Consider the following 24,438-nt stretch of genomic DNA (forward strand, 5'->3'; position numbering starts at 1 on the left):
GTTTTCTTCTTGCAGCCCTCTTCGCCGGTATCCTCTTCTCTGCCGCCATCGCGGATGGCCCGATAGCGGATGACGACCATGCGCTCGACGCAGGGACCGTCGGCGCGTTGCAGGCCTTTGCGCCGGCCGGCTTTGTCGGCTCGAAGGCGTGCAGCGCATGCCACAGCGCCGAATTCAACGCCTGGAAGACCTCCGATCACGCCAAGGCGATGATGGTCGTGACGCCCGCGACGGTGTCGGGAGATTTCGACGACGTCTCGGTCGAGCATCTCGGCTCAAAGGCGCGTTTCTACCGCGACGGCGACCGCTTCATCGTCGAAACGGACGACCGGGACGGGAAGCCACAGAGCTTCACCGTCAGCCACACCTTCGGCGTCTATCCGCTGCAGCAATATCTCGTCACGTTTCCGGATGGCCGCCTGCAGGCCCTCCCCTTCGCCTGGGACACGCGACCAAAGGCCGAGGGCGGTCAGCGCTGGTTCCATCTCTACCAGAACCAGCCGATGCCTGCCTCAGACCCGCTGCACTGGACCCGGGGCCAGCAGAACTGGAACTTCATGTGCGCCGAATGCCATTCGACCGCACTCAAGAAGGGCTACGACGCGCCGACCGACAGCTTCCATACGACCTTCTCGGAAATCAGCGTCGGCTGCGAGAGTTGCCATGGCGCCGGCGCCGCGCATGTTTCCTGGGCGAGTTCTGGTGCGGATACGGCCGTTGCCAATCATGGATTTGCCAGCGTCGCGACCGTCAGGCCGCCCGCGGACTGGACGCCGGACCCCAAGACAGGCAGTCCGGCGCATGGCGTGACCCGGCCGGTCGGCGACGTGGTCGAGACCTGCGCCCGCTGCCATGCCCGGCGGGGCACTTTGTCGGAGAACTGGCAGCCCGGCCGCGCGCTCGCCGATACTCATATGGAATCCCTGCTTGCTTCGGGTCTTTTCGAGGACGACGGGCAGATGAAAGACGAGGTCTTCAACGACCAGTCCTTCAAGCAGAGCCTGATGTTCGCACGCGGTGTCACCTGCAACGACTGCCACGACCCGCACAGCGACAGGCTGAAAGCAGAGGGCTCTGCCGTCTGTAGCCAGTGCCACATGCCGGAAAAGTTCGCGACACGCGAACATAGCGGCCATGCGCCCGGCCCAACGGCGCCGGACTGCATTTCCTGTCACATGCCAGCACGCACCTATATGGTTGTCGACCGTCGCCACGATCATTCGTTCCGCATTCCACGCCCAGACCTTTCAGCGGCCTTCGGCACACCGAATGCCTGCAACGACTGCCATGCCGACAAGACCGCGCAATGGGCCGCCGACGCCGTAGCACGCTGGCATGGCCCGGAGCGGATGGGCCACCAGACCTGGACAGAAGCTCTTCATCGCGGCCGAGCCGGCGAACCCGCCGCCCGCGCCCTGTTGATTGATCTCGTGAGCCAGCCGGCAGTGCCCGGAGTTGCCCGTGCGACCGCCCTCTCGGAATTGCAGCACTTCCCCTCCGCCGCCACGGCGATCACAACGACTGCCGCGCTCACCGATCCCGATCCGTTGGTGCGGGCCACGGCACTTCGCAACCTCGCTGGCGCGCCCCTCGACGCGCGGTGGCGGCTGGGCAGTCCCCTTCTCGCCGATCCCAGCCTTTCCGTGCGCATCGAGGCAGCGACGCTCCTCGCCGACCAGCCCCTCGCAAATCTGGCTCCCGACGACCGCAAGCGGACCGAAGCTGCTTTTGCGGACTATGAGGCAACGCAGCGTTTGAATGCCGACCGGCCGGAAGGCCGCGCCAATCTCGCAACCTTCTTGATGCGGCGCGGCCAACCCGATGCCGCGGAAAAGGAACTGCTCGCCGGGTTGAAACTCGAGCCCGCCGCCGCACCCCTCTCGGTCAATCTCGCCGACCTTTATCGCGCCGAGGGCCGTGAGGCGGATGCTGAGCGCGTCCTGCGCCAGGCGATCGCGTTGTCGCCGGAAGTCGCGGCGCCGCACTTTGCGCTCGGGCTCGGTCTCGTCCGCCAAAAGCGCTATCCGGAAGCGCTCGCCGAGCTTGAACGCGCGACGCGCCTGCAGCCGGACGACGCCCATTACGCCTATGTCTATGCCGTAGCTCTGCAGTCGACGGGTCAGCCTGAAGCTGCGAAGGCAGAGATCGGCATGGCGCTGGCGCGGCTACCCTATGATGCCGAATTGCTCGGGTTCGCTCTCAATAATGCGCTCGAGGCACGCGACGCGGCGCTGGCCGCACCGCTCGCCAGAACGCTCTCGGCGGTAACACCGGACGATCCCGATGTCGCACGGCTCGCCAGGCAGCTTCAGCAGCCCTGATCACATCGCGCTCAATCGCGGGACAGATTTCGGTCACTTCGCCGGCTGGCCCTCCCCTAGGACGCCCGCGACCGGCACGATAATGATGCCATCGACCACGCTGCCGCTGGCGGCTGCCGTGGTGGGCCGCGGCGCTTTCCATGTGAAATCGTCGGCCCTCCCGGGCGGGGCCGGCGCCGCGATCCCCTCGACAGTCAGCTTGTAGACCGGATCGGCGGTATTGGTTGGAGCTGCGACCGGGGCGGCCCCGGCAAGCGTCGCATCGACGGCAGCCGGCGGCGGATCGGTGAGCGAGACGACAGGGCCAACCGTCCGCGCCTTGCCATCGGCGCCGATCTCGACCGTCTCGTTCGGATTGAGCGGCGCGGCGGTTCCGATCGCATCGCCCGTGCCGGCGGGCCCGAGTTCGCGCTCGACATAGAAGGCAAGCTTGCGGCGGCCAGACTTGGTGAAATTGATGCCGTCGCCTGAGCGCAGCTGCCGCGCCTGGCCATCCATGTCCGGGCCGCGCGCGACGAACTTGCCATCTTCGTCGGCGAAGCCGTCCCAAATATCGACGAAGCGCATGCCCGCCGCCTCCGCCTTCTCCTTGAACACCGTGTTGAGGAAGGCCATGTCGGCCGAGCCGTCGGCGGAACGAAGCGGCGGCTCGCCGACCCAGATCACCGGCTTACCGGCCGCCTTCAAGGCTGCGACGAACCGCTCGACGCGCGCCGTATAGGCCGCATCCCATCGATCCGATCGGACCGCGAGACTACCATCCGCGGCCCGGATCGGCTGGCGGTCATTGATGCCGATCATCACGACGATTGCATCCGGCCTCGTTTCTGCGAGGAGGTCCGGCAGGCTGGCCGTCCAGTCGTAGTGGTCATCCCGAACCAGCCCGGACGACCCATCGGTATTGTCGAGGACAGCGAGTTTCGGATTGTCCGCGAACGCTTGGTCGAGCCCCCATGCGAGCCCACCGGCGACGAAGTCGCCGATCACGAGGACGCGGCGCGCATCGGTCTCCTTGGGTTCGATGTCGGCAACCGGATACACCGGTTCTGCCGCCGCCGCAGTCGCCGCCTGCTTCTTGCGCTGGACGGGCGCCGCGCGGCCGGGTTGGCCGGCTCTCGGCGCATTGGGAATAACTCCGGGCGGCGGCGGCACCTCTCGGTCGCCGCCAAAGAGGCGCTCGAAGAAACCGCCGCGAGATTGCGCGATCGCGTCACCCATCGGCACGGCAATGGCGACGGCGAGGAAGAGCATGAACCGAACGAGGCTGAGCGGCATCGGACCCCCTCCACTGTCAGAGCAGTCACATGACCGAGGGCGTCGCAACGCTTCGCCTTAGTCCGGCAATGCTAGACCATTTCAGCGCCTGTATGAATTGCCGAACGCCAGGGGGCCCTCCCCGGAGGGTAGCAGCGACCGCCTTATCCGCCGGCGCGCAATTGTTCCAGCAGGCCTGTCGAGGCATAGCCATCCGGAATCTGGCCCAGCCGCTGCTGGTAAGAGCGGATGGCCTGCCGGGTTCCCGCCCCGAGCTTGCCGTCGATCGTGCCGTCATAAAAGCCTTGCCGGGCGAGCAGCGACTGAACTTCGACGCGCTCGTCGCTGGTCAGCGGGCGGACGCCACGTGGCCATCCGGCAACGAATTCGCCCGAGCCCTTCAGCCGATCCGCGAGGTGGCCAACCGCAAGAGCATAGGCATCGGCATTGTTGTAGCGCTTGATGACACGGAAATTCGGCAGAAGCAGAAAGGCCGGCCCGTTCGCGCCGGCAGGCGCGTAAAGCCGCGCCGCCTCGTCGCTGGCGGGGAACGCACGGCCGGCAACGCGCTGCACGCCGATCTTGCGCCAGGCCGAGAGGGGCGCGGTCTTGCCGCCATCCGCAAGCCGCCAGTCGATCCCACGTGGCAAAACGACCTCGTATCCCCATGTCTCGCCCATCCGCCACCCCATCTTGGACAGATAGTTGGCGGTGGATGCCAGCGCGTCGACCTCCGAATTCCAGATGTCGCGCCGCCCATCGCCATCGAAATCGACCGCATAGGCCTGATAGGTGGTCGGGATGAACTGGGTATGGCCCATGGCACCGGCCCACGAGCCCGTCATGCCGCGCACGCCGATATCGCCGCGCTGCAGAATCTTCAGCGCCGCAATCAGCTGCTGGCGACCATATTTGGCGCGCGAGCCGCCCTGATAGGCGAGTGTCGCCAGCGAGCGGATGGTGCCCTTGACGATCTTGTCGTTCTGCAGCACCGCGCCATAGGATGATTCCATGCCCCAGATGGCGACGACAACGGAGCGATCGACACCGTAAGCCGCCTCGATGCTGGCCAGCTGGCGTCCATATTGACGGAGCGCGGCCTTGCCGTTCTCCATCCGCTTCTCCGATACCGCGCCGTCGAGATAATCCCAAAGCGGCTTGACGAACTCGGCCTGGTTGCTGGCTTTTGCGAGCACATCGGGATCCGGTGTGAAATTGCCGAGCGCGTTCATATAGACTTGGCGCGAAATGCCGGCCTTCTGTGCGGTCGGCCAGAACTGCGCGACGAAACGCTGCCCGGCGGCATCAGCCATCGCCGCGGGAATCGCGAGAATGACGAGGGCAAGGCCGAGCACGACAATCCCGGCAAGGCGCGCGAAAGCATTGGCTGGCGTCGGTTCGGTTCGTGTCGGCATCGTCTTCTCCCAATCGGTGCCGCCGCGATGGCGACGGCACTATTCCACGTGATTGCGGCGCGAAAGCGCCGCCTCCCAGGCCAGCGCGGTGCTGACGCAGGTGTCGAGATCGTCATGCTGCGGCGTCCAGCCAAGCTGCGCCCGCGCCACGGAAGCGTTGGCGACGACCGCCGGCACGTCGCCAGCCCGGCGCGGCCCCTCGACGACCGTAAAGTCGACGCCGGAAACGCGGCGCACGGATTCGATAACCTCGCGCACTGAGAAGCCCCGGCTGTAACCGCAATTCGCGACGAGGCTCGGCGCCCCGCGCCGAAGATAAGCCAGCGCATCGGCATGGGCGTTGGCGAGGTCGCTGACATGGATGTAGTCGCGCACGCAGGTACCGTCGGGCGTGTCGTAGTCGGTGCCGAGGATCTCGATCTTCGGCCGTTTGCCGAGCGCGGTCTCGCAGGCGACCTTGATCAGGTGGGTCGCGCCCTTGGTCGACTGACCCGTACGACCGCGCGGATCGGCGCCGGCGACGTTGAAATAGCGCAGCGCCACATAGCGGAAATCATGCGCGCGCGAAGCGTCGTCGAGCATCCACTCGGTCATCAGCTTGGAGCGGCCATAGGGCGAGAGCGGCGCTGTCGGCGCGCTTTCGACCACCGGCTCCGTGCCGGCGTCGCCATAGACAGCGGCTGTCGAGGAGAAGATGAAATTCTTGATGCCGCACTTGATCGCCGTTGCGATCAGCGTGCGCGATTTGACGGTGTTGTTGAGATAGTAGCCAAGCGGATCGGCGACCGATTCCGGCACGACGATCGATCCGGCAAAGTGGATGACGGCATCGATCTCATTGTCGAGGATCAGCTGCTCGACAAGTGTCTCGTCACCAATATCGCCGACGACCAGTTTAGCCTCGGGGGCGACCGCCCAGGCGAAACCCGTCGACAGCCTATCGAGCACGACGACGCGCTCGCCGGCATCGACGAGCCGCCACACCATATGGCTGCCGATATAGCCAGCGCCGCCTGTGACCAGAACCGTCATATGATCCTCATGCAATGTTCATCATTAATAGGGGGTAAAGGAAGGCGCGCACCGCAGTGCGGGATGTCGTGCATCTTCTGGATTTCGTTAGCGTTGTTCTTAGGATTGGGGCGATACTGTCCCCAGCGAATTTCGACCGAGAGGTGTTTATGAGCGCTCCCATTCGTAAGGCCGTGTTCCCCGTGGCGGGCCTTGGCACGCGTTTCCTGCCGGCCACCAAGGCTATGCCCAAGGAGATGCTGACCGTCGTCGACCGGCCCCTCATTCAGTACGCGGTTGACGAGGCGCGCGAGGCCGGCATCGAGCATTTCATCTTCGTCACCGGCCGCAACAAGGCCGTCATCGAAGATCATTTCGACGTTCAGTATGAACTTGAGGCGACACTGTCCGGAAGAGGCAAAAACGAGGCCCTGGCACTGCTCGCCAAGGATCTGCCGAAGCCAGGCTCGACGAGCTTCACGCGCCAGCAGGTTCCGCTCGGTCTCGGCCACGCCGTCTGGTGTGCACGCGAGCTCGTCGGCAACGAACCTTTCGCGGTGCTCCTGCCCGACATGGTGATGAAGGGCGAGCCGAGCTGCCTGCGCCAGATGGTCGAAGCCTATAACGAGACCGGCGGCAATGTGCTCGCCGTCAGCGAATGCGATCCGGCCGAGACGAACCAGTATGGCGTCGTCGGCATCGGTGCGGAACTCTCCAACGCGGCCTTCCGCATCAATGCGATGGTCGAGAAGCCGAAACCGGAGGTCGCGCCGTCCAATCTCTACATCAACGGCCGCTATATCCTGCAGCCGCAGATCTTCGACCTCTTGTCCAAGCAGGAGCGCGGCGCCGGCAACGAGATTCAGCTTACCGACGCTATGCTGAAGCTGATGGAGAAGCAGTATTTCTACGGCTGCCGGTTCGACGGCGAGGTCTATGACTGCGGCAACAAGGTCGGCTTCCTTGCAGCCAATGTCGCCTTCGCGCTTGAGCGCGCCGATATCGCGGCAGAATTCCGCCCCGAACTCGACCGGCTGCTCGCCCGACAAGGCTGAGCCAGCCGTTTCCGACTGGAGTTGTGACGGGCCGCGGCCGCCAGATGGCGCCGCGGCCCATTGCTGTTTGCGTCAGGAGAAGGCGCGTTTCAACGCCGGCACGCGGGCGATCAGCACGAGGTCGACCAGCGAGATCACGAGGATCGACACGCCCGCCATCGGGAATGCCAGCGAGACGGCAAGACCCACCACCACCGCGCCCTTCCAGAGGCCTAGATCGCGCGGCATCGGCGGCGCGGCGAGGCGAAGCGCGCCGGCGGGCCTCCGCTTCCACCACATGACGGCGCCTGAGACACACAGAAGCAGCACGAGGGCGAGCGCGACGAGGTTGAACGCGAAATTCACCGGCCCCGCCATGCCCTTGTGCAGCCCGATCCCCCACGCCATCAGCTTCGCGACCGGCGAATAATCCGCATAGCCCACATCTGCGAGGACATTGCCGGTGTAGCGGTCGATGTGAACGAAGCGATCGCCGGACGGCGAAACGCCGTCCTGGTTGCGCCCGTCGAGCGACACGCTGTAGACGCCGGTATCGCTCTGCGGGACCGCCAGCTTGTACTGGCCGTGGAAGCCGTGAGCGGCCGCCCACAGTGCCACGCTGTCGAGCGATACCGGACCCTCGACACCCGGTCCGCCAGCATCCGAGCCGGAGGCCGGCAGCGGCGTCTGCTCGAGCCCCCATGGCACCTCATGCAGTACGCCATGGTCCAATGCGGCATGGGTCAGATCCGACAGCGGCACCTGGTTCCATTTTTCGGCCGGAAAGGACGACCAGGGCTGTACGAGCTTATCGCCCCAGACGCCGGCCCAGGCGAGGCCCGACAGCAGGAACAAGAGCAGCACGAACGACATCCACATTCCCGTCGCCCGGTGCAGGTCCTTCCAGAGCGCCCGGCCGCGGCGCTTCAGGTGGGGAAACAGCGCCTGCGTGAGGCCGTCCCGCCGTGGCCAAGCCATATAGAGGCCGGTCGCGATCAGCACGATGGTCAGCGAAGCGGCAGCCTCGATCAATCGATCGCCGATCGTACCGATCAATAAAGTGCCGTGGATTTTCTCCGCCAGAGCCCGGATCGTCCGGGATTCATCGCCCGAAGTCAGCACCGTTCCGCGATAGGGATCGACGGCGACGGCGATCGTGGCGTCGTCACGGGCAATCTCGAAATAGGCCGGCCGGTTCGGTGCGGCGGGCGCCACATAGGTGGACAGCGCGCCACTGTGTACCGCTGCGAGTGCCGCCCGAGCCTGCGCCGAGACAGGCAGCGCCTGACCGGCCGGCGCGATGTTCGGAGCATAGCCAAGCTCGTTGCCAACACCCGAATAGATCATCATCACGCCGCCGGTGAGCGCCAGCATGATCAGGAAGGGTATGACGAACAGCCCCGCATAGAAATGCCATCGCCAGGCGGCGAAATAGCGCGCGTCGATGGCCGGCGGGGCCGCCGCTACCGATGCGGAGGAGATGGAAGAGGACGACATGAAGGTTCTCGCATTCTGGCCACCGCTCGCGCTGGCGGCACATCGCTGAATATCGGCGGTCACCACGGCTCAGCGGCCGAACGGGCGCCGGCCCGAAATGGGCGACGTCGTCCTGGCTCAGTCGAGGGACCACAATCGGATGGAGGGAGGCCAGCTAAGGCCGGCCCGACATTCGGACTTCAGGCGGGAGGAGGTGCCCGTGCGACGAGAGGCGCGAGTTCCGAGCGAGCGGGGAGACGCCAGATTTCCGGCTGGCGCTTCGATAGCGCGATGACAACGCGGGACGACGGCGCTGGCGCTGCGACCGGCTGCGGCGTGAGGCCGCCCAGCATCGGGCAGCCCAGCGTGCAGCAATCGACCAGGTGGGCGACGCCGCCGGCTGGTGCCGAGGCGTCGGAGCGATCCACAGCGGCGGTGCTGCAGAGGATCGCAAGCGGATCGGGCGAGGCAGCGCGCGCGCCAAGGGCGGCGCCGCTGATAAACGCCTGGACGGCTAGGAACAACGCGACCACGAAGGCCACGTCGACCGAATACCGCCTGCGTTCGAAAGCCCCGCTCATCCGCTGCCCCGGCTCACCCGCAGCCTTGATAGCATCGGTCGCATGCCGCGCCTACCTTGTGTCTCGCTACAAGCGCTCGATGCGCCGCCGGACCTTGTCGAGGTAGCGCGTTCGCTCGCCGGCACTGACGGTGTCCATGCGGTAGATCGCCATATAGGTGGTCCGGCACAGCGGATGACACAGAGGCCGAATGCCGCGCAGCAGCGTCCGCTTGCCCGGCTCGCCCACCCATTTCGACAGCCACCAGGTCGCGCCGCAACTCGTCACTGCCACGATCCTGCGGATATGCTGCATATTGGGGCGGATGCCCTGCGTCTCCGTCGGCATGATGAACGCCACATGCGGCACCCAGACCCGGTCGAGCCAGCCCTTCAGGATGGCCGGCAATCCGTACCACCAGGTCGGATAGACGAAGACCAGCATCTCGCACCACTTGATATGGGCGATCTGATCGGCAACCGGAATCTCGTTCACGCCGGTATCGTGATAGTGCCGACGCTCGTCGGCGCTCATCACCGGGTCGAAGCCGATCGCATTGAGATCGACGAGGCGGACCTCGTGTCCGCCTCGCTCCAGCGCCGCGATCACCGTGTCGCGCAGTGCCGCGCCGAAGCTCTCGGGCACTGGATGGGCGTAGACGACCAATGCCCGCATGTCAGAACCGCTCCATTTCCGCCGCGACCTTGGCTAGGAATGCCGATCGCGTGGCCTCGGTCGAGCGGTTCATGTCGTAATGGGCGAGATAGTCGACGGGCGCCAGCGGCTTGATCTGTGCCCGCAATACCCGCCTGACGATCTTTCGCGGCGGATCGCCGACTCCGAGCGCCCGCCACCGCGCCCCGCCATACGTGACCACGGCCGTGAGCTTGGTGATGTGATGGAGATTGGGCTTCACTTTGCCGTTCTCCATGCGGAACGAAACACCCGGCAGGAAGACGCGGTCGAAAAAACCCTTGAGAATCGCCGGCAGGCCGAAATTCCAGACAGGATGGACGAGGACCAGCGCCTCCGCCGCCAGAAGGCGTTGCACATAGGGCTCTACATTGGCCCGGTTGGCCGGAATGTCGTGATAGTGCAGCCGCTCCTCCCGCGACAGGACCGGATTGAAGCCTTCGGCATAGAGGTCGCAATCATCGACCTCATGGCCAGCCTTCCTCAGCGAGGCGACGACCGTCTTGTGCAGGGCCGCCTGGAAGCTTGTTTCGACGGGATGGGCAAAGACGACCAGAATTCGCATGTCAGCGTCGCGCCTCAGTCACGAAGCGACCCTGAGGCCCGGAAAAAGATAGGTCTTCTGCGCCGCGAAATCGAAATCCGGGTCTTCAAAAGCGATCATCTTGCCGGGATTGAGCAGGCCCTTCGGATCGGCTTCATGCTTGAAGGCGAGCTGGATCGCGTCGGTCTGCTTCATGCCGCCCTCCTCCAGCGTGTAGCGATGCGGATTGAACACCGGACAGCCATTGTCCTCATGCAGCCGCACGATCTCGTCGAGCCGCGCCTCGGTGGTGAAGCGCAGCATCGGCAGGCCCATCGGGGTGATCTTGCCGTCGAATCGGACGAATTCGAGATGACCGGGGACTTCATCGCCGAGAAGCGCCGTCATGCGCGCGATCTTCTCGAGATGGTGCGGGGGCGCATACATCGTCTGCAGATAGGTGATCGCGGGATCGACCCGCAGCGCCCGCAGCGTCGTGTGGTTCCAAGCCAACTCGAAATTCGGCGGGATGCCCTTGAGATCGCTGGCCGTGTCCGAACGGAAGATCACGTCGCCCTTCTCGCGCTCCGTGAGTGCCAGGAACGCGTCGAGCGACTGCGGCGCGACCATCAGGATGGCGAGCGACTGGCCCATCTTGATGAATTTCTGATGCCGCAAGAAATAGGTCTCGGGCACCGGCGCCGCGACGGTGGCGATCTCTTTGAGGAGCAGCCCGTCGGAATTGCCGAGGAGATCGGCATAGCGAACGCTGTCCATATAGTCGTCGAAGCCGACGAGAACGTCGACCCAGTCATAGGCCGCCGTCAGGGGCATCTCGACTTCGGTGATGATACCATTGGTGCCATAGGCATGCATCACCTTGTGCAGCTCCCAGCCGCTGAGATCGAGCACGCGTGGCGCAGCTTCCATCGTGACGACCCGCAGGCGGATGACATTGCCGAGATCGCGAAGGCCGCCCCAGCGGATCGAGCCGACACCGCCCGAACCGCCGGCGATGAAGCCGCCGATCGTCGCCGTATTGGCCGTCGAAGGATGCAGGCGCAGTTCCTGGCCGGAATGCGCCCGCGTCTCACGATCGAGCTGCGCCATGATGACGCCGGGCTCGGCGATGACGCGGCCGGGAAGGATCGCCTTGACCTTGTTCATCGCCGTGAGATTGAGGATCAGCCCGCCTGACAGCGGCATCGCCTGGCCGTAATTGCCGGTACCAGCGCCGCGCGGCGTGACAGGGACGTCATGCTTGAACGCCGCCGCAAGGATGCGGATCACCTCATCCTCGTCCTTCGGCGTCGCAACGAGATCGCCCGTCACATCGTCGAGCTGACGCTTCAGAACCGGAGAATACCAGAAGAAGTCCCGGCTCTTCTGCTTCACCAGTGCCGGATTGTCCTCGAGCTCGATGCCGTCGAGGTCGCGCTTCAGCGCGTCGAGATCAAAGGAGAAGGTGCGGGCCACGGTCAGCCTCCAAAGAGAGGGTCGAGTTCACGATAATCGGGCAGCGTGCGGTCGATCGCCTTTCCGCCGCGCAGCACGGTGCGGTCAGCCTGCGGCCGCGACAGGAATTCGGTCCAGGTCCGCGCTCGGAACAGCACGAGGTCGGCTGGTCCGCCGACGGCGATGCGACCGACATCGGAACGCCGCAGGATATCGGCCGGCGACGTCGTGACCACATGGGGCGCCTCGTCCAGCGGATGATCGAGCTGGAGGATGCGAACCGCCTCGCGCAGCACCTCGACGGCATCGAGGTCGCCATAGGCGTAGAACGGATCGCGGGTGTTGTCGGAAGCGACGGCCACCTTGATCCCGCGCGCCCGCATTTCATGCAGAAGCGTCACGCCCCGCCAGCGCGGCGTGCGGCCCGGGAAGCGATCCTGCAGATACATGTTGCACATCGGCAGCGAGACGATCGCGAGACCGGCCTCCGAAACGAGATCCATCGTCCGATCAGCTTCGCTCTCCTCCTGACGCGCCAGCGAGCAGCAATGACCGACGGTGACCTGGCCCTCGAACCCGATCCGCAGTGCCGCCTCGGCAATGGCTCGCAGCGAGCGGGCGTTCGGATCTGCGGTCTCGTCGACATGCAGGTCGATATCGAGGCCGCGCTCAGATGCTTCAAAGAACAGCCTGTCGAGCGCAGCCGGCAACTCCGGGATCATGAAGGTGACGCCGCCGATGATGCCCTCCGCGGCAACGACCGTTTCGAAGAGCCGGGTCGCAAAGGCATCGTTCAGAAAATTGTTGATCGGCGTCAGCGCGACGCCTTGGAGATCCACTTTGCCGGCCCATGCCTCTCGCGCTTCCACGAAGGCCGGCCAGGACGCCGGAAACTGCGGCGGCACGGAATCGATGTGCGTCCGGATGAGGCGGGTGCCATGCGCATAAGCGGATTTCAGGGAGAATTCCATGCGCGCGCGGACATCGGCCGTCGTCCAATGGGCATCGCGGTCCGCCTCGACAGCGGCAAGCGCGCCGGGGAAGGTACCGTCCGGATTGGCGTGGCGCGGCAGGATGTGGCCCTTGTCGAGATGCGTGTGCATGTCGACGAAGCAGGGCCAGACCTGCCCATGATCGAGATCAAACGCCGGCAGGCCTTCAATGCTGCCCGCCCTCGCGATCGCAGCAACGCGCCCGTCGTCGATGACGAGATCGACGCGCGAGAGGCCTTCGCCGACATCGACGCCGCCGCCATTGCCGGCCAAGGTCGCGGCCGGCACGGTGGCATTGGAGAGCACATAGCGCCCGGCATCGGGCAGGTTGGCAAAGCCGAAGGTCACGTCAATTCTCCCTGCGGATGGCGCTTTCGTGCCAGCGCCGCAGCAGCAGATGCGAAAGAAGGCTCGTCGCCCCGAAGATCGCGACGCCGGTGGCGCAGAGAAGGATCAGGGCCGCGAACAGGCGGGGGATGTTGAGGCGGTATTGCGATTCGAGCAGGCGGAAGGCGAGACCGGAGCCGGCACCGGCCGAGCCGGCAGCGAATTCGGCAACGACCGCCGCGATCAAAGCGAGGCCGCCAGCAATCCGGAGGCCGGTCAGGAAGTAAGGCAGGGCAGCCGGAAGCTTCAGGAGAAACAGCGTCTGCCAGCGAGAGGCGCCATAGAGCTCATAGAGATTGAGCAGGTTGTGATCCGTACTCTTGAGGCCCTGGGTGGTGTTGGAAAGGACAGGGAAGAAGGCGACGATCCACGCGCAGATCAGCAGCGCTTGCTGCGTCGTCGAGGTGTAGATCAGGATCAGCGGTGCGATGGCGATGATCGGCGTCACCTGCAGGATCACCATATAAGGCGACAGCGCGATCTCGACCCAGCGCGATGAGGCGAACAGGATCGCTATGAGGACGCCGCCGACCAGCGCGATGAGCAGGGCCTCAAACGTGATGGTCAACGTCACGAGAAGCGCCGGCCCGAGCACGCCCCAATCCCTGACCATCGCCTGTGCGACGAGATCGGGCCCCGGCAATATATAATGCGGCACGTTGTAGGCCTTGACGTACCAAGCCCACAACGCGATCAGCCCGCCGAGCATCACAAGCGGTATGACGACCCTCAAAATACGTTCATGAGCAGGCGGCCCGCCGTCTGCCTGCGGCTGGGTGTCGTGGGCATCGCCTGCCGCAAGGCCCTGCTGCAGCTCGGTCATAGATGATCATTGGCGCCGAGCGCCGAATGGAGGGATTGCGAGGTCCGGCGCGTCAGCTCGCTGTATTCGGGCGAGGTCCGGAAGGCGAGATCGCGCGGCGACGGCGCCGCCACGGCGATCTCGTCGATGACACGGCCAGGGCGCGGCGCCATGACGACGATCCGCGTCGAAAGATAGACGGATTCGAACACGGAATGCGTCACGAACACGACGGTCCAGCCAAACTGTGCCCAAAGCCGCAGCAGATCGTCATTCAGCTTCTGTCGCGTGATCTCGTCGAGCGCCGCGAACGGCTCGTCCATCAGCAGCACGCGCGGCCGCGTCACCAGCGCGCGGGCGATCGACACGCGCATCTTCATGCCGCCAGACAACTCGCGCGGATAGGCGTCGGCGAAGCTCGCGAGGCCCACCATGTCGAGCGCCTCCATGACCCGCGCCCGCGCCGCCTGCTTGGAGATACCGGCGAGGCGGAGCGGCAGCCAGACATTCTTGAATACGGTCGCCCAGGGCATCAGCGTCGGCTCCTGGAACACGAAGCCGATGGCGCGCTCGACCTTGCCGGTGGCGTCATGCGCCATCGTCGGCCATTCAACGCGGCCCGTCGTCGCCTCACCGAGGCCGGCGATGATCCTCAGCGCCGTCGACTTGCCGCAGCCCGAAGGGCCGAGAAGGCTGACGAACTCGCCTTCGCCGATCGTGAGCGTCATGTCCTTCAACGCGACTGTTCCGTTCGAGAACGTCTTCGAGACGTGCTCGAGTTGCACGATCGGCCGACCGGGCACCAGTTGCGGCGCCATACTGATTGCTGAGGACACGGGCATCATCGCTGGGGGAGCATGGAAAAGGCAGCCGGCGCGCGAGAGCCGGCTGCCTGAGCGAAAACGGCTTACTTCTTGAGATCCTTGCCGACGCCCTTGCAGACGAACTGGGTGTCGTAGGATTTGGAGATATCGAGATCGGCCTTCACGACGCCCGCCTTCACCATCTTGTCGTAGAACGACTTAATGTGGTCGCCGGTCATGCAACCGATGCCCTTTTCGAGCGTATCGCCGGAATCGACGATGCCATATTCCTTCATCGTCTTGATCGAGAAGGCGATCTGGTCGTCGGTCATCTCGGGATTGTCGGCCTTGATCAGGTCATTGGCGGCCTTGTTGTCACCGTAGAGGTAGTTGTACCAGCCGACGATCGATGCTTCGACGAAGCGCTTCACCACATCGGGATTGGTAGCCAGATAGTCCTGCGTCGTCTCGATAAGCGTCGAATAGGTATCGAAACCGCTGTCGGCCAGAAGGAACAGCTTCGGCTTGAAGCCGCCCTGGCGTTCGATCTCGAACGGCTCCGAGGTGATATAACCCTGCTGCGCCGAGTTCTTGTCGGCGAGGAACGGTGCCGGATTGAAGGTATAGGGCTTGTACTGCTCATCCTTGAAGCCCGGATAGGCGGACTTCATCCATTGGAAGAAGGATGAAAATCCATCCTTCCCCATGAAGATGGTCGGCAGCTTGGCGAGATCGTCGAACTTCTCGATGCCCGTGTCAGGATGCGCGATGAGGACCTGCGGCTCCTTCTGGAAGATCGCCGCGACCTCGACCAGCGGCACGCCCTGCTCGACCGACGAGAACGGCTCCAGAAGGTTGCCCGCCATGTAGAAATTGGCCTTGCCGGCAAGGAGGAGAGCCCGGTTCGCAGCCTGCGGCCCACCCTGCAGGATCTTCACCTTCAGGCCGTACTTCTCGTAAGTGCCGTCCGCGACCGCCTGATAGAAGCCGCCATGCTCGGCCTGGGCCAGCCAGTTGGTACCGAAGCTCACCTCGTCGAGCGCAAGAGCCTGGCCCGCAGCGACAAACGCCGCGATGCCGGCCAACGCGCCTGCGATGCCGTTCTTGAACGATCTCATGCTCCCAGCCTTCCTTTTCCCCTCGGCGTCCACGGGCGCCGCCAAGCTCACCGACCGTGCCCCGGGAACCATCGAAGATCCAAGTCGCGGCCGGCGCAATGCCATGACGTCGCAAGAGCCATGCCACCAAGATCGCCGGCCCGTCGCCTCTGCCTCTCCGAAAGCCCGATTGGCCAATCCTAGGACAGGATTGTTGCACAGCATAGCGGCATATCATCGACCCACTACTGCCGAGCGACAGCTCTGCCCAATCGCTGTGCGAAAAGTCGCTTGCGAGCCGCGGAGGCCGGACGCAAGGTTGTCCCATCGCGAGAGGAGCCCCCCTTGAACACGCCCCTGACCCCGGCCTCGGTCCGCCCACCCTTCGGCCGTTATCACCACGGCGTCGCCACGCCTGCCGGCAGTCGCTTCATCTTCACGTCCGGCCAGCTCGGCGTTCGCGCCGATGACAGTGTTCCGGAAACGATCGAGGAGCAGGCCGAGGTTTGCTTCGAAGCGATCCGGGCGATCCTCGCCGAGGGCGGCATGAGCCTCGCCGATATCGTCCGCCTCTCGGCTTTCGTAACCAAGCGCGAGGACATGCGCCGCTACATGAGCGTGCGCGACCGCTATGTGAGCGATCCGCCGCCGGCCTCGACGCTGTTCATCGTCTCGGGCTTCACGCGCCCGGAATTCCTCGTCGAGATCGAGGCGGTGGCGGCGCGGGCGGACTGATGCCCGTCACGGCGAGGTCCGCAAAGGCGAGCGCGGCTGTCGTTTGATGCCGCTCCTTGTGGCGCAGCATCAAGAAGGCGCGTGGCGGGAGGGCGCAATCAACGCGCACGAGCCGTCCCGCCGCAATCATCGCTGATGCGGCCGCTTCCGAGACAACGGTGGCCAGCGGCGCCGAAGCCACGGCGGAAAGCACGGCCTCGTTGGACGGCAGTTCCAGCGCCACGTCGAGATCGTCCACCGCAAGGCCAGCGGCAAGCAGCGCCTCCGCGAAGGACGAGCGCGTGCCGGAGCCGCTTTCGCGCAGCACCCAGCGAGACGTCCCGAGTGCCGCGACGGATAACGGAGCGCCGTCGGCCCAGGGATGCCCTGGGGGCACGACGACGATCAGCCGGTCTTCGGCAACCTTGCGGCTATCGAGCAGCGGCGAGGCGATCCGCCCTTCCACAAAGCCGAGTTCAGCCTCGCCTCCGGCGACCGCGTCTGCCACCGTCTCGGTATTTCCGATGACGAGGCTGAGCGCGACGCCAGGATGCGCAGCTTGAAAGGCAACCATCAGCGGCGGCAGAAAATGGCTGGCAATCGTCTGGCTGGCCTGCAGCGCCAGCCGGCCGCGCTTCAGCCCGCCGAGATCGGCAATCAGCGCCTCGGCGGTTCCGACGCGGACAAGAATCGCGCGCGCTTCCGGCAGGAACAGCCGTCCTGCATCACTGAGCTCGATTCGTCGGCCGACACGATTGAACAGCGCGACGCCATAGGAAAGCTCAAGCGCTCGAATTGAGGCGCTGACCGCCGAAGGCGTCAAATGCAGGACTTCGGCCGCACGCGTCAGATGCTCGCGCTCGGCGACGGCAAGGAAAATGCGCAGTTGCTCGAAGGTCATGAGAAATTCATTCGATTGAACCGAACGATTGATACAATATTTGTCGATGGATTGCACGTTCGTGGCATGGCATCACCATCCCGACCCATAGGCCGGTCGGGCGCAGCCATGACCGGGAAAAAGACCTTGCAGGATAGCGCAAGGCGGGAGAGCGACAATGATCGATAGAGCTTCAGCCATGGCCCAGCCCACCATAGGAGAAGCGTCCGGGACCGGGGACGCCGCGCTGTGGCGGCTGCGGAATTTCACGCCGAACTGGTTTGCCGTCACCATGGGCACGGGTGGCCTCGCGCTGGCGCTCAATCAGTTTCCGCTTGTGATCCCCGGCTTGCACGAGATCGCACGCAGCCTGTGGCTAGCCAATATCGCCCTGTTCGTGCTGTTCTCGGCTGCCTATGGGGCGCGTTGGTTGCTCGATTTCAATGAGGCCAAGCGGATCTTCCGCCATCCGGTCATGTCGATGTTCTTCGGTACGATCCCGATGGGGCTCGCCACGATCATCAATGGCTTCCTTGCCTTCGGAATTCCGCTCTGGGGCGCGGCGGCGATTAGCATCGCGACGACGCTGTGGTGGGTCGATGTCGCGATGGCCGTCGCCTGCGGCACGCTCATCCCGTTTTTGATGTTCACGCGCCAGGATCACAGCCTCGAGAAGATGACGGCGGTCTGGCTGCTGCCGATCGTTGCGAGCGAGGTTGCGGCTGCCAGCGGCGGTCTGCTGGTCCCTCATCTGGCGAGCGGCGATGCGTTCACGGTCGAGATCCTCAGCTACGCACTCTGGGCGTATTCGGTCCTGCCGGCGCTCGGCATCCTTGTCCTGCTGCTGCTGCGGCTCGTGCTGCACCGGCTGCCCACGAGCGACATGGCGGCTTCGGGCTGGCTAGCGCTCGGGCCGCTCGGCACGGGTGCGTTCGCGCTCGTCGTACTCGGCAACAACGCCCCGGCGCTGTTCGCCGCGCATGGCCTTGCCGCCGTCGGCGACGTCGCCTTTGGCGCGGGCATCCTGGGTGCGGTGCTGCTGTGGGGTTATGGCGCCTGGTGGCTGATCCTCGCTGTGCTGAAGACCGCGCAATATATCCGCGAGGAAATGCCGTTCAATCTCGGCTGGTGGGCGCTAACCTTCCCGATTGCGGTCTACGCCCTCGCGACGCTCGCTCTGGCCCGGGCGACCGGCTTCGCCTTCTTCACGGTGACGGGCGGCGTGCTGGTGGCGGCGCTCACGGTTCTCTGGCTGATCGTGGCAGCCCGCACGGCGCGCGGCGCCTGGCAGGGGCGGCTGTTCGTCTCTCCCTGCCTGGCTGCCGCCTATGGCGATCCGGTCATCAAGGCCGCGGCCTGAGACAGCTGCAACGATGTTGCGTCGCAGCAGCCGGCATGGTCGTATCGGCGCCGACACAGACCGGAAAGGGCGGCGGGACGATGGGCGACAGGGTGTGGATCAAGGATCCGATCGCGGTTCTGGCTGACGGAGCCGAGCGCGGCGTCGTCGTCGAGGATGGCAAGATCGCCGAACTCGTCGGCAAGGGCGCCGAGCCCGTCAATGCCGTGCACAAGGTCTTCGATGCCGCGCGCCACGTCGTGACGCCCGGCCTCATCAACACCCACCACCACATGTTCCAGACGCTGACGCGCGCCCACCCCGCCGCGATCAACAAGGAACTGTTCCCCTGGCTGCAGGCGCTCTTCCCGATCTGGGCGAAGAACGTCAACCCGGAGAACTTCCGACTCGCAACCCGCCTCGCTTTGACCGAACTGATGATGTCAGGTTGCACTACCGCCTCTGACCACCAGTATCTCTATCCGCCGGGCCTCGACGAGGCGATGGACATCCAGGCCGAGGAAGCCGGCAAGCTCGGCATCCGCATGACGCTGACGCGCGGCTCGCTGAACCTGACCGAGGAAGAGGGCGGTAACGCCAATTCAGGCGCCGTGCAGGATACGGACACGATCCTTGCCGATTGCGAGCGCGTCATCGGCCGCTATCACGACGCCTCGGAAGGCGCGATGCTGCAAGTGGCGCTCGCGCCCTGCGCGCCCTTCAACGTCACCAAGCGACTGATGGTCGAAACCGCCGCGCTCGCCGAGCGTTGCAACTGCCACATGCACACCCATCTGGCCGAAACGCGCGATGAGATCGACTATTGCATGGCGCATTTCGGCTATCGCCCGGTCGACTATCTGGAAGAAGTCGGCTGGATGAATGACCGCGTCTGGCTGGCGCATGGCATCCACTTCAACGACGACGAGGTCGTCCGCCTCGGCAAGGCCGGGGTCGGCGTCTCGCATTGCCCGACATCGAACATGGTGCTGGCATCAGGCCAGTGCCGGACAAAGGAACTGGAGGCCGCGGGCTCCCCTGTTGGCCTCGGCGTTGATGGCTCGGCCTCGAACGACAATTCGAACCTCATCGAAGCGGTGCGCCACGCACTGATGATCGGACGCCTCACCTACAATGCCGAGAGCGTCACGCATCTTGACGCCTTCCGCTGGGGAACGTCGGGCTCCGCCGCCTGCCTCGGCCGAAAGGACATCGGTACGATCGCGGTCGGCAAGCAAGCGGACCTCTCGTTCTATTCGCTCGACGAACTCCGCTTTTCCGGCGCCGGCGACCCGCTCGCCGCGCTCGTCCTCTGCGGCGCCTACAAAGCTGACCGCGTCATGGTGAAAGGGAACTGGAAGATCGAGGACGGCGCTCCGGTCGGCGTCGATCTCGCCGAGCTGCGCTACGAGCATGGCCGCGTCGCCAAGGCTTTCCTCGAGACCGTCTGAGATCAGGCCGGAGCGGAGAACCGCACGCCGTCCTCGTCCCGCGCGGCACATAGGCCGCGCGGCTGCCGAACATATGATCTTGCCGTCAAGCCTCCGGCGATGTCTCGTTGCTGGGGACACGGGGCAGACGTCGACATGACCGAGCATCTCTGGATCAAGGACCCGATCGCGACGCTTGGCGACGGCGCCGAGCGCGGTTTTGTCGTTGCGGACGGGCGGATCACGGAACTGGTTCCGAAAGGCGCCGAACCTGTTCATCCGATGCACAAGGTGTTCGATGCCAGCCGCCACGTGGTGACGCCTGGCCTCATCAACACCCATCACCATATGTTCCAGACGATGACGCGCGCCCATCCCGCCGCGATCAACAAGTCGCTCTGGCCCTGGATCGCCTCGATCTATCCGGTCTGGACCAAGCATGTGAACGCCGAGAATTTCCGCCTCGCGGCACGGCTTTCGATGACCGAGCTGATGATGTCGGGCTGCACGACGGCGTCCGATCATCACTATCTCTTTCCGCGCGGCCTTGAGCACGCCATGGACATCGAGGCGGAGGAAGCCGCGGCGATCGGCATGCGCATGACGCTGACGCGTGGCGCACTCGATTTGACCGGCGGCGAGGACAGTCAGGCGATAGCGCCGGGCGGCGCCGTGCAGGACGACGACGTCATCCTTGCCGACTGCGAGCGCGTCATCGCCCGCTATCACGACACTGCCGACGGCGCGATGACCCGGGTCGCGCTCGCTCCCAACGCGCCCTTCGACGTCACCAAGCGGCTGATGCGTGAGACGGCGGCGCTCGCCGAAAAGCATGACTGCCGGCTGCACACGCATCTCGTCGAAACGGCGCGCGAGGCTGCCTTCGCGCGCGAGACGCATGGCATGACCGCCGCCGACTATCTCGAAGAGGTCGGCTGGCTGAATGATCGCGTCTGGCTGGCGCATGGCATCTATTTCGACGATGCCGAGGTCCAGAAGCTCGGCCGCCATGGCGTCGGCATCTGCCACTGCCCGACATCCAACATGGTGCTCGCCTCGGGCATCTGCCGCACCAAGGAATTGGAGGCCGCTGGCTCGCCTATCGGCCTCGGCGTCGACGGCTCCGCCTCGAACGACAATTCGAACCTGATGGAGGCGGTGCGCCACGCGCTGATGATCGGGCGCCTCCGCTACGACGCGGAGACGGTGACGCATCGCGATGCTCTGCGCTGGGCCACCGAGGGCTCGGCACGCTGCCTCGGCCGCGACGACATTGGCGCCATCGCGGTCGGCAAGCAGGCCGATCTCGCCTTCTGGTCGCTCGATGAATTGCGCTTTTCCGGCGCCGGCGATCCAATTGCCTCGCTCGTATTGTGCGGCGCCCATGCGGCCGATCGCGTCATGGTCAAGGGCGAATGGCGGATCGAGGATGGCGCACCCATTGGCGTCGATCTCGGCCGCCTCCGATATGAACACGGCCGGGCGTCGAAGGCATTCCTGGAAGCGCTGTGATCACGGCTCCGATTGCCGACATTGCCGGGTCAGACTCGGCAATCGAGGCTTCTTCGAACGGCCGAAGCAAGGCGAGAAAATCTGGATTGCCGGATCAAGTCCGGCAATGACAGAACGAGATGGTTTCTGACACGAAGAGCGACCCACATGACCCTTCCCCGCCCCTACTGGCACGAAATGCAGGCCCCGGACTTTCTTGGCGGCGAGAAGGACTGGATCGCGGTCCTTCCCGTCTGCGCGATCGAGCAGCACGGGCCGCATCTCCCCGTCTACACCGACCATTGCATCGGCGAAGGCATGGTGAAACGCACGGTGGAACTGCTGCCCGAGGGGCTGCCGGTGACGTTCCTGCCCATCCAGCCGATCGGCAAGTCGAACGAGCACATCGCCTCGCCCGGTACGATCACCTTCTCCTGGGAAACGGCGATCCGCATCTGGATGGAAATCGGCGATTCGATCGCGCGGGCCGGTGTCCGCAAGCTCGTCATCGTCACCTCGCATGGCGGCAATGTCCCGGTCGCCGATATTCTCGCGCGCGAACTGCGCATCAAGCACGGCATGGTCGCCGTCTCGACCGGCTGGGCCGGTGCAGGCGAGCCTGCCGGCCTCGTGCCCCCCGAGGAAGATCTCTATGGCATCCATGGCGGCGATGTCGAAACCTCGATCATGCTGCATTTCCGGCCTGACCTTGTGAAAATGGACAAGGCCGAGGACTTCCGATCGCAGCAGCTCGAGCTCCTCAGGGATTTCAAGCGCCTCCGCTTCCATATGGCGCCGGCGCGCATCGGCTGGCAGGCGCAGGATCTCAACCCCTCGGGTGCCGTCGGCAACGCCGCGCGCGCGACCGCCGAGCGCGGCCGCCTGATTGTGGACCATCAGGCCAAGGCATTCATCGAACTGCTGGAAGAGCTGGCGCGCTTCGACCGCTCGCGCCTCTGGCACGCCGTCACCTGACGGCCGACCGCAAAGCTTCCCCCATCCGAGGCGCTTTGGATGAACCGGGCGGCCGACAAGTTTTAACTTGCATTCGGCCGCCACCTCGGCTCGATTTGAAGATGATCGCCCGTCCGAGATCCACGGCAGATGGAACCGGTGCAGGGGCGAGACCGGATAGCGCCGTACCGGCGCCCGCGTGAGGGGACTTTGCAAATGAAAAGACTGATGGGCCTCCTGGCTGCAACCATGTTGGTCGGCGGCCTCGCGGCCGGGGCCGAAGCGAAGACACTGGTCTATTGCGCCGAAGGTAGTCCCGAGAACTTCAACCCGCAGATCAACACCACCGGAACCTCGTTCGACGCCGCGCGCCCTGCCTTCAACCAGCTCGTCCAGTTCGAGCCGGGCACGACCAATGTCGTTCCGGGCCTTGCCGAGTCCTGGGACGTCTCGCCCGACGGGCTCGAGGTGACGTTCCATCTTCGCAAGGGCGTCAAGTTCCATACGATCAAGGGCTTCACGCCGACGCGCGAATTCAACGCCGACGACGTGCTGTTCTCGTTCAACCGCATGTGGAAGGAAGACAACGCCTACCACAAGGTTTCCGGCGGCGCCTATGACTACTTCAACGACATGGGCATGCCTGACCTCTTGAAGTCGATCGACAAGGTCGACGACTACACGGTCAAGTTTACGCTGACGCGCCCGGAGGCGCCGTTCCTCGCCAATCTGGCGATGGACTTTGCCACGATCCTCTCGGCCGAATATGCCGACGCGATGCTGAAGGCCGGCACGCCAGAGCAGGTCGATCAGGTGCCCGTCGGCACTGGTCCGTTCGAATTCGTCGCCTATCAGAAGGACGCGGTCATCCGCTACAAGTCCTTCCCCGATTATTGGGGCGGCGCGCCGAAGATCGACCTCGTCTTCGCGATCACCAAGGACGCGACGCAGCGCTGGTCGAAGCTGCAGAAGGGCGAATGCCAGGTCATGCCCTATCCGAATCCGGCCGACCTTGAAGCGATCGGCAAGGATCCTAATGTCGATCTGATGCAGCAAGCCGGTCTCAACATCGGCTACCTTGCTTTCAACGTCACCAAGAAGCCGTTTGACGACAAGCGCGTGCGCCTCGCCATCACCTACGCGATCGACAAGGACGCCATTCTCAAGGACGTCTATCTCGGCGCGGGCCAGCCGGCGAAGAACTTCATCCCGCCGACGATCTGGAGCTATAACGACGCCATCGTCGACTATCCCCATGATGTCGCCAAGGCGAAGGAGCTCCTGAAGGAAGCCGGCCTTGAGAATGGGTTCGAGACCGACATCTGGTGGATGCCGGTTCAGCGACCCTACAATCCGAATGCCAAGCGCGTCGCCGAGATCATGCAGTCCGATCTCGAGAAGGTCGGCATCAAGGCCAATCTCGTTTCCTATGAATGGGGCGAATACCGCAAGCGCATGCAGGCGGGCGAGCACCAGATGGGCCAGCTCGGCTGGACGGGCGACAATGGCGATCCGGACAACTTCTTCTTCCTGCTCGGCTGCGACGCGGCCCGGGACGGCGGCCAGAACATCTCCAAGTGGTGCAACAAGGATTTCGACGACAAGCTGAAGAAGGCGAAGAGCATCACCGACAAGGCGGAGCGCACCAAGCTCTACGAGGAGATGCAGGTCATCGCCCATGATGAGGTGCCGGTGTTCAACATCGCGCATTCGGTCGTGTTCGAGCCGGTCCGCAAGGAAGTCGTCGGCTACAAGGTCAGCCCGCTCGGCCGGCACGATTTCGCCGACGTCGACCTGAAATAGGCAC

Annotated in this window: 21 protein-coding genes; 8 read left to right on the forward strand and 13 right to left on the reverse strand. The window is 64.6% G+C overall.

The features are described 5' to 3' along the window. Positions 1 to 107 precede the first annotated feature (107 nt). The gene (locus tag BUB39_RS25640; RefSeq protein ID WP_073056630.1) at positions 108 to 2,321 is read left to right on the forward strand and encodes a tetratricopeptide repeat protein; all 2,214 of its coding nucleotides are present in this window, start codon (positions 108 to 110) and stop codon (positions 2,319 to 2,321) included. Between the two features lie 33 nt (positions 2,322 to 2,354). Here the strand turns inward: BUB39_RS25640 and BUB39_RS19085 are convergent, their stop codons facing one another. From BUB39_RS19085 to galE, 3 genes are all read right to left on the reverse strand, one after another. After that, positions 2,355 to 3,596: an SGNH/GDSL hydrolase family protein gene (locus BUB39_RS19085; protein WP_073056632.1), complete on the reverse strand. Its 1,242-nt coding sequence runs from the start codon at positions 3,594 to 3,596 to the stop codon at positions 2,355 to 2,357. 143 nt (positions 3,597 to 3,739) lie between these two features. Then, on the reverse strand, positions 3,740 to 4,990 hold the full coding sequence (locus tag BUB39_RS19090; RefSeq protein ID WP_073056634.1) for a lytic murein transglycosylase: 1,251 nt from the start codon (positions 4,988 to 4,990) through the stop codon (positions 3,740 to 3,742). Between the two features lie 39 nt (positions 4,991 to 5,029). Next, entirely contained in the window at positions 5,030 to 6,022 is a 993-nt protein-coding gene (galE, locus tag BUB39_RS19095) for a UDP-glucose 4-epimerase GalE (RefSeq protein WP_073056637.1), read from the reverse strand. 149 nt (positions 6,023 to 6,171) lie between these two features. Between galE and galU the strand changes: the two genes are divergently transcribed. Then, the gene (galU, locus tag BUB39_RS19100) at positions 6,172 to 7,056 is read left to right on the forward strand and encodes a UTP--glucose-1-phosphate uridylyltransferase GalU (protein WP_073056640.1); all 885 of its coding nucleotides are present in this window, start codon (positions 6,172 to 6,174) and stop codon (positions 7,054 to 7,056) included. A 72-nt stretch (positions 7,057 to 7,128) separates the two neighbouring features. Here galU and BUB39_RS19105 read toward each other — a convergent pair whose 3' ends face one another. From BUB39_RS19105 to BUB39_RS19145, 9 genes are all read right to left on the reverse strand, one after another. Next, positions 7,129 to 8,532, reverse strand: a complete 1,404-nt coding sequence (locus BUB39_RS19105; RefSeq protein ID WP_073056644.1) for a PepSY-associated TM helix domain-containing protein — start codon at positions 8,530 to 8,532, stop codon at positions 7,129 to 7,131. Positions 8,533 to 8,711: 179 nt separating this feature from the next. Then, a complete protein-coding gene (locus BUB39_RS19110; protein WP_073056647.1) occupies positions 8,712 to 9,092 on the reverse strand; it encodes a DUF2946 family protein in 381 nt (126 codons plus the stop codon). Positions 9,093 to 9,158: 66 nt separating this feature from the next. After that, positions 9,159 to 9,746, reverse strand: coding sequence for an NAD(P)H-dependent oxidoreductase (locus BUB39_RS19115; RefSeq protein WP_073056650.1), 588 nt, complete (start codon positions 9,744 to 9,746; stop codon positions 9,159 to 9,161). 1 nt (position 9,747) lies between these two features. Further along, a complete protein-coding gene (locus BUB39_RS19120; RefSeq protein ID WP_073056653.1) occupies positions 9,748 to 10,329 on the reverse strand; it encodes an NAD(P)H-dependent oxidoreductase in 582 nt (193 codons plus the stop codon). Positions 10,330 to 10,347: 18 nt separating this feature from the next. After that, on the reverse strand, positions 10,348 to 11,763 hold the full coding sequence (locus tag BUB39_RS19125) for an FAD-binding oxidoreductase (RefSeq protein WP_244540305.1): 1,416 nt from the start codon (positions 11,761 to 11,763) through the stop codon (positions 10,348 to 10,350). Between the two features lie 2 nt (positions 11,764 to 11,765). Further along, a complete protein-coding gene (locus tag BUB39_RS19130) occupies positions 11,766 to 13,082 on the reverse strand; it encodes a cytosine deaminase (RefSeq protein ID WP_073056656.1) in 1,317 nt (438 codons plus the stop codon). A gap of 1 nt (position 13,083) precedes the next feature. Beyond that, entirely contained in the window at positions 13,084 to 13,944 is an 861-nt protein-coding gene (locus BUB39_RS19135) for an ABC transporter permease (RefSeq protein WP_073056659.1), read from the reverse strand. Further along, positions 13,941 to 14,765 carry an ABC transporter ATP-binding protein gene (locus BUB39_RS19140; RefSeq protein WP_073056958.1) on the reverse strand — a complete coding sequence of 275 codons (825 nt, stop codon included), beginning with the start codon at positions 14,763 to 14,765 and terminating at the stop codon, positions 13,941 to 13,943. The genes BUB39_RS19135 and BUB39_RS19140 overlap by 4 nt, the downstream gene beginning before the upstream one ends. A gap of 65 nt (positions 14,766 to 14,830) precedes the next feature. Next, positions 14,831 to 15,844: an ABC transporter substrate-binding protein gene (locus BUB39_RS19145; protein WP_073056661.1), complete on the reverse strand. Its 1,014-nt coding sequence runs from the start codon at positions 15,842 to 15,844 to the stop codon at positions 14,831 to 14,833. Positions 15,845 to 16,168: 324 nt separating this feature from the next. Between BUB39_RS19145 and BUB39_RS19150 the strand changes: the two genes are divergently transcribed. Then, complete coding sequence (locus tag BUB39_RS19150; RefSeq protein WP_073056663.1) at positions 16,169 to 16,558, forward strand: RidA family protein; 390 nt, start codon at positions 16,169 to 16,171, stop codon at positions 16,556 to 16,558. Here BUB39_RS19150 and BUB39_RS19155 read toward each other — a convergent pair. Next, on the reverse strand, positions 16,503 to 17,438 hold the full coding sequence (locus BUB39_RS19155) for a LysR substrate-binding domain-containing protein (RefSeq protein WP_073056962.1): 936 nt from the start codon (positions 17,436 to 17,438) through the stop codon (positions 16,503 to 16,505). The genes BUB39_RS19150 and BUB39_RS19155 overlap by 56 nt on opposite strands. A 178-nt stretch (positions 17,439 to 17,616) precedes the next feature. Between BUB39_RS19155 and BUB39_RS19160 the strand changes: the two genes are divergently transcribed. The 5 genes from BUB39_RS19160 to BUB39_RS19180 all read left to right on the forward strand — a co-directional run bounded on the left by BUB39_RS19160 (position 17,617) and on the right by BUB39_RS19180 (position 24,434). Continuing rightward, a complete protein-coding gene (locus BUB39_RS19160; RefSeq protein ID WP_073056665.1) occupies positions 17,617 to 18,777 on the forward strand; it encodes a TDT family transporter in 1,161 nt (386 codons plus the stop codon). 80 nt (positions 18,778 to 18,857) lie between these two features. Then, a complete protein-coding gene (locus tag BUB39_RS19165; RefSeq protein WP_073056965.1) occupies positions 18,858 to 20,207 on the forward strand; it encodes an 8-oxoguanine deaminase in 1,350 nt (449 codons plus the stop codon). A 135-nt stretch (positions 20,208 to 20,342) separates the two neighbouring features. Next, positions 20,343 to 21,698 (forward strand): 8-oxoguanine deaminase, encoded by a 1,356-nt coding sequence (locus tag BUB39_RS19170; RefSeq protein ID WP_073056668.1) that lies wholly within the window; start codon positions 20,343 to 20,345, stop codon positions 21,696 to 21,698. A 147-nt stretch (positions 21,699 to 21,845) separates the two neighbouring features. After that, a complete protein-coding gene (locus tag BUB39_RS19175; RefSeq protein WP_073056670.1) occupies positions 21,846 to 22,652 on the forward strand; it encodes a creatininase family protein in 807 nt (268 codons plus the stop codon). 195 nt (positions 22,653 to 22,847) lie between these two features. Further along, entirely contained in the window at positions 22,848 to 24,434 is a 1,587-nt protein-coding gene (locus BUB39_RS19180; RefSeq protein WP_139251539.1) for an ABC transporter substrate-binding protein, read from the forward strand. Positions 24,435 to 24,438: the final 4 nt, after the last annotated feature.

This window comes from Kaistia soli DSM 19436, assembly GCF_900129325.1.
Taxonomy (GTDB): Bacteria; Pseudomonadota; Alphaproteobacteria; order Rhizobiales; family Kaistiaceae; genus Kaistia; species Kaistia soli.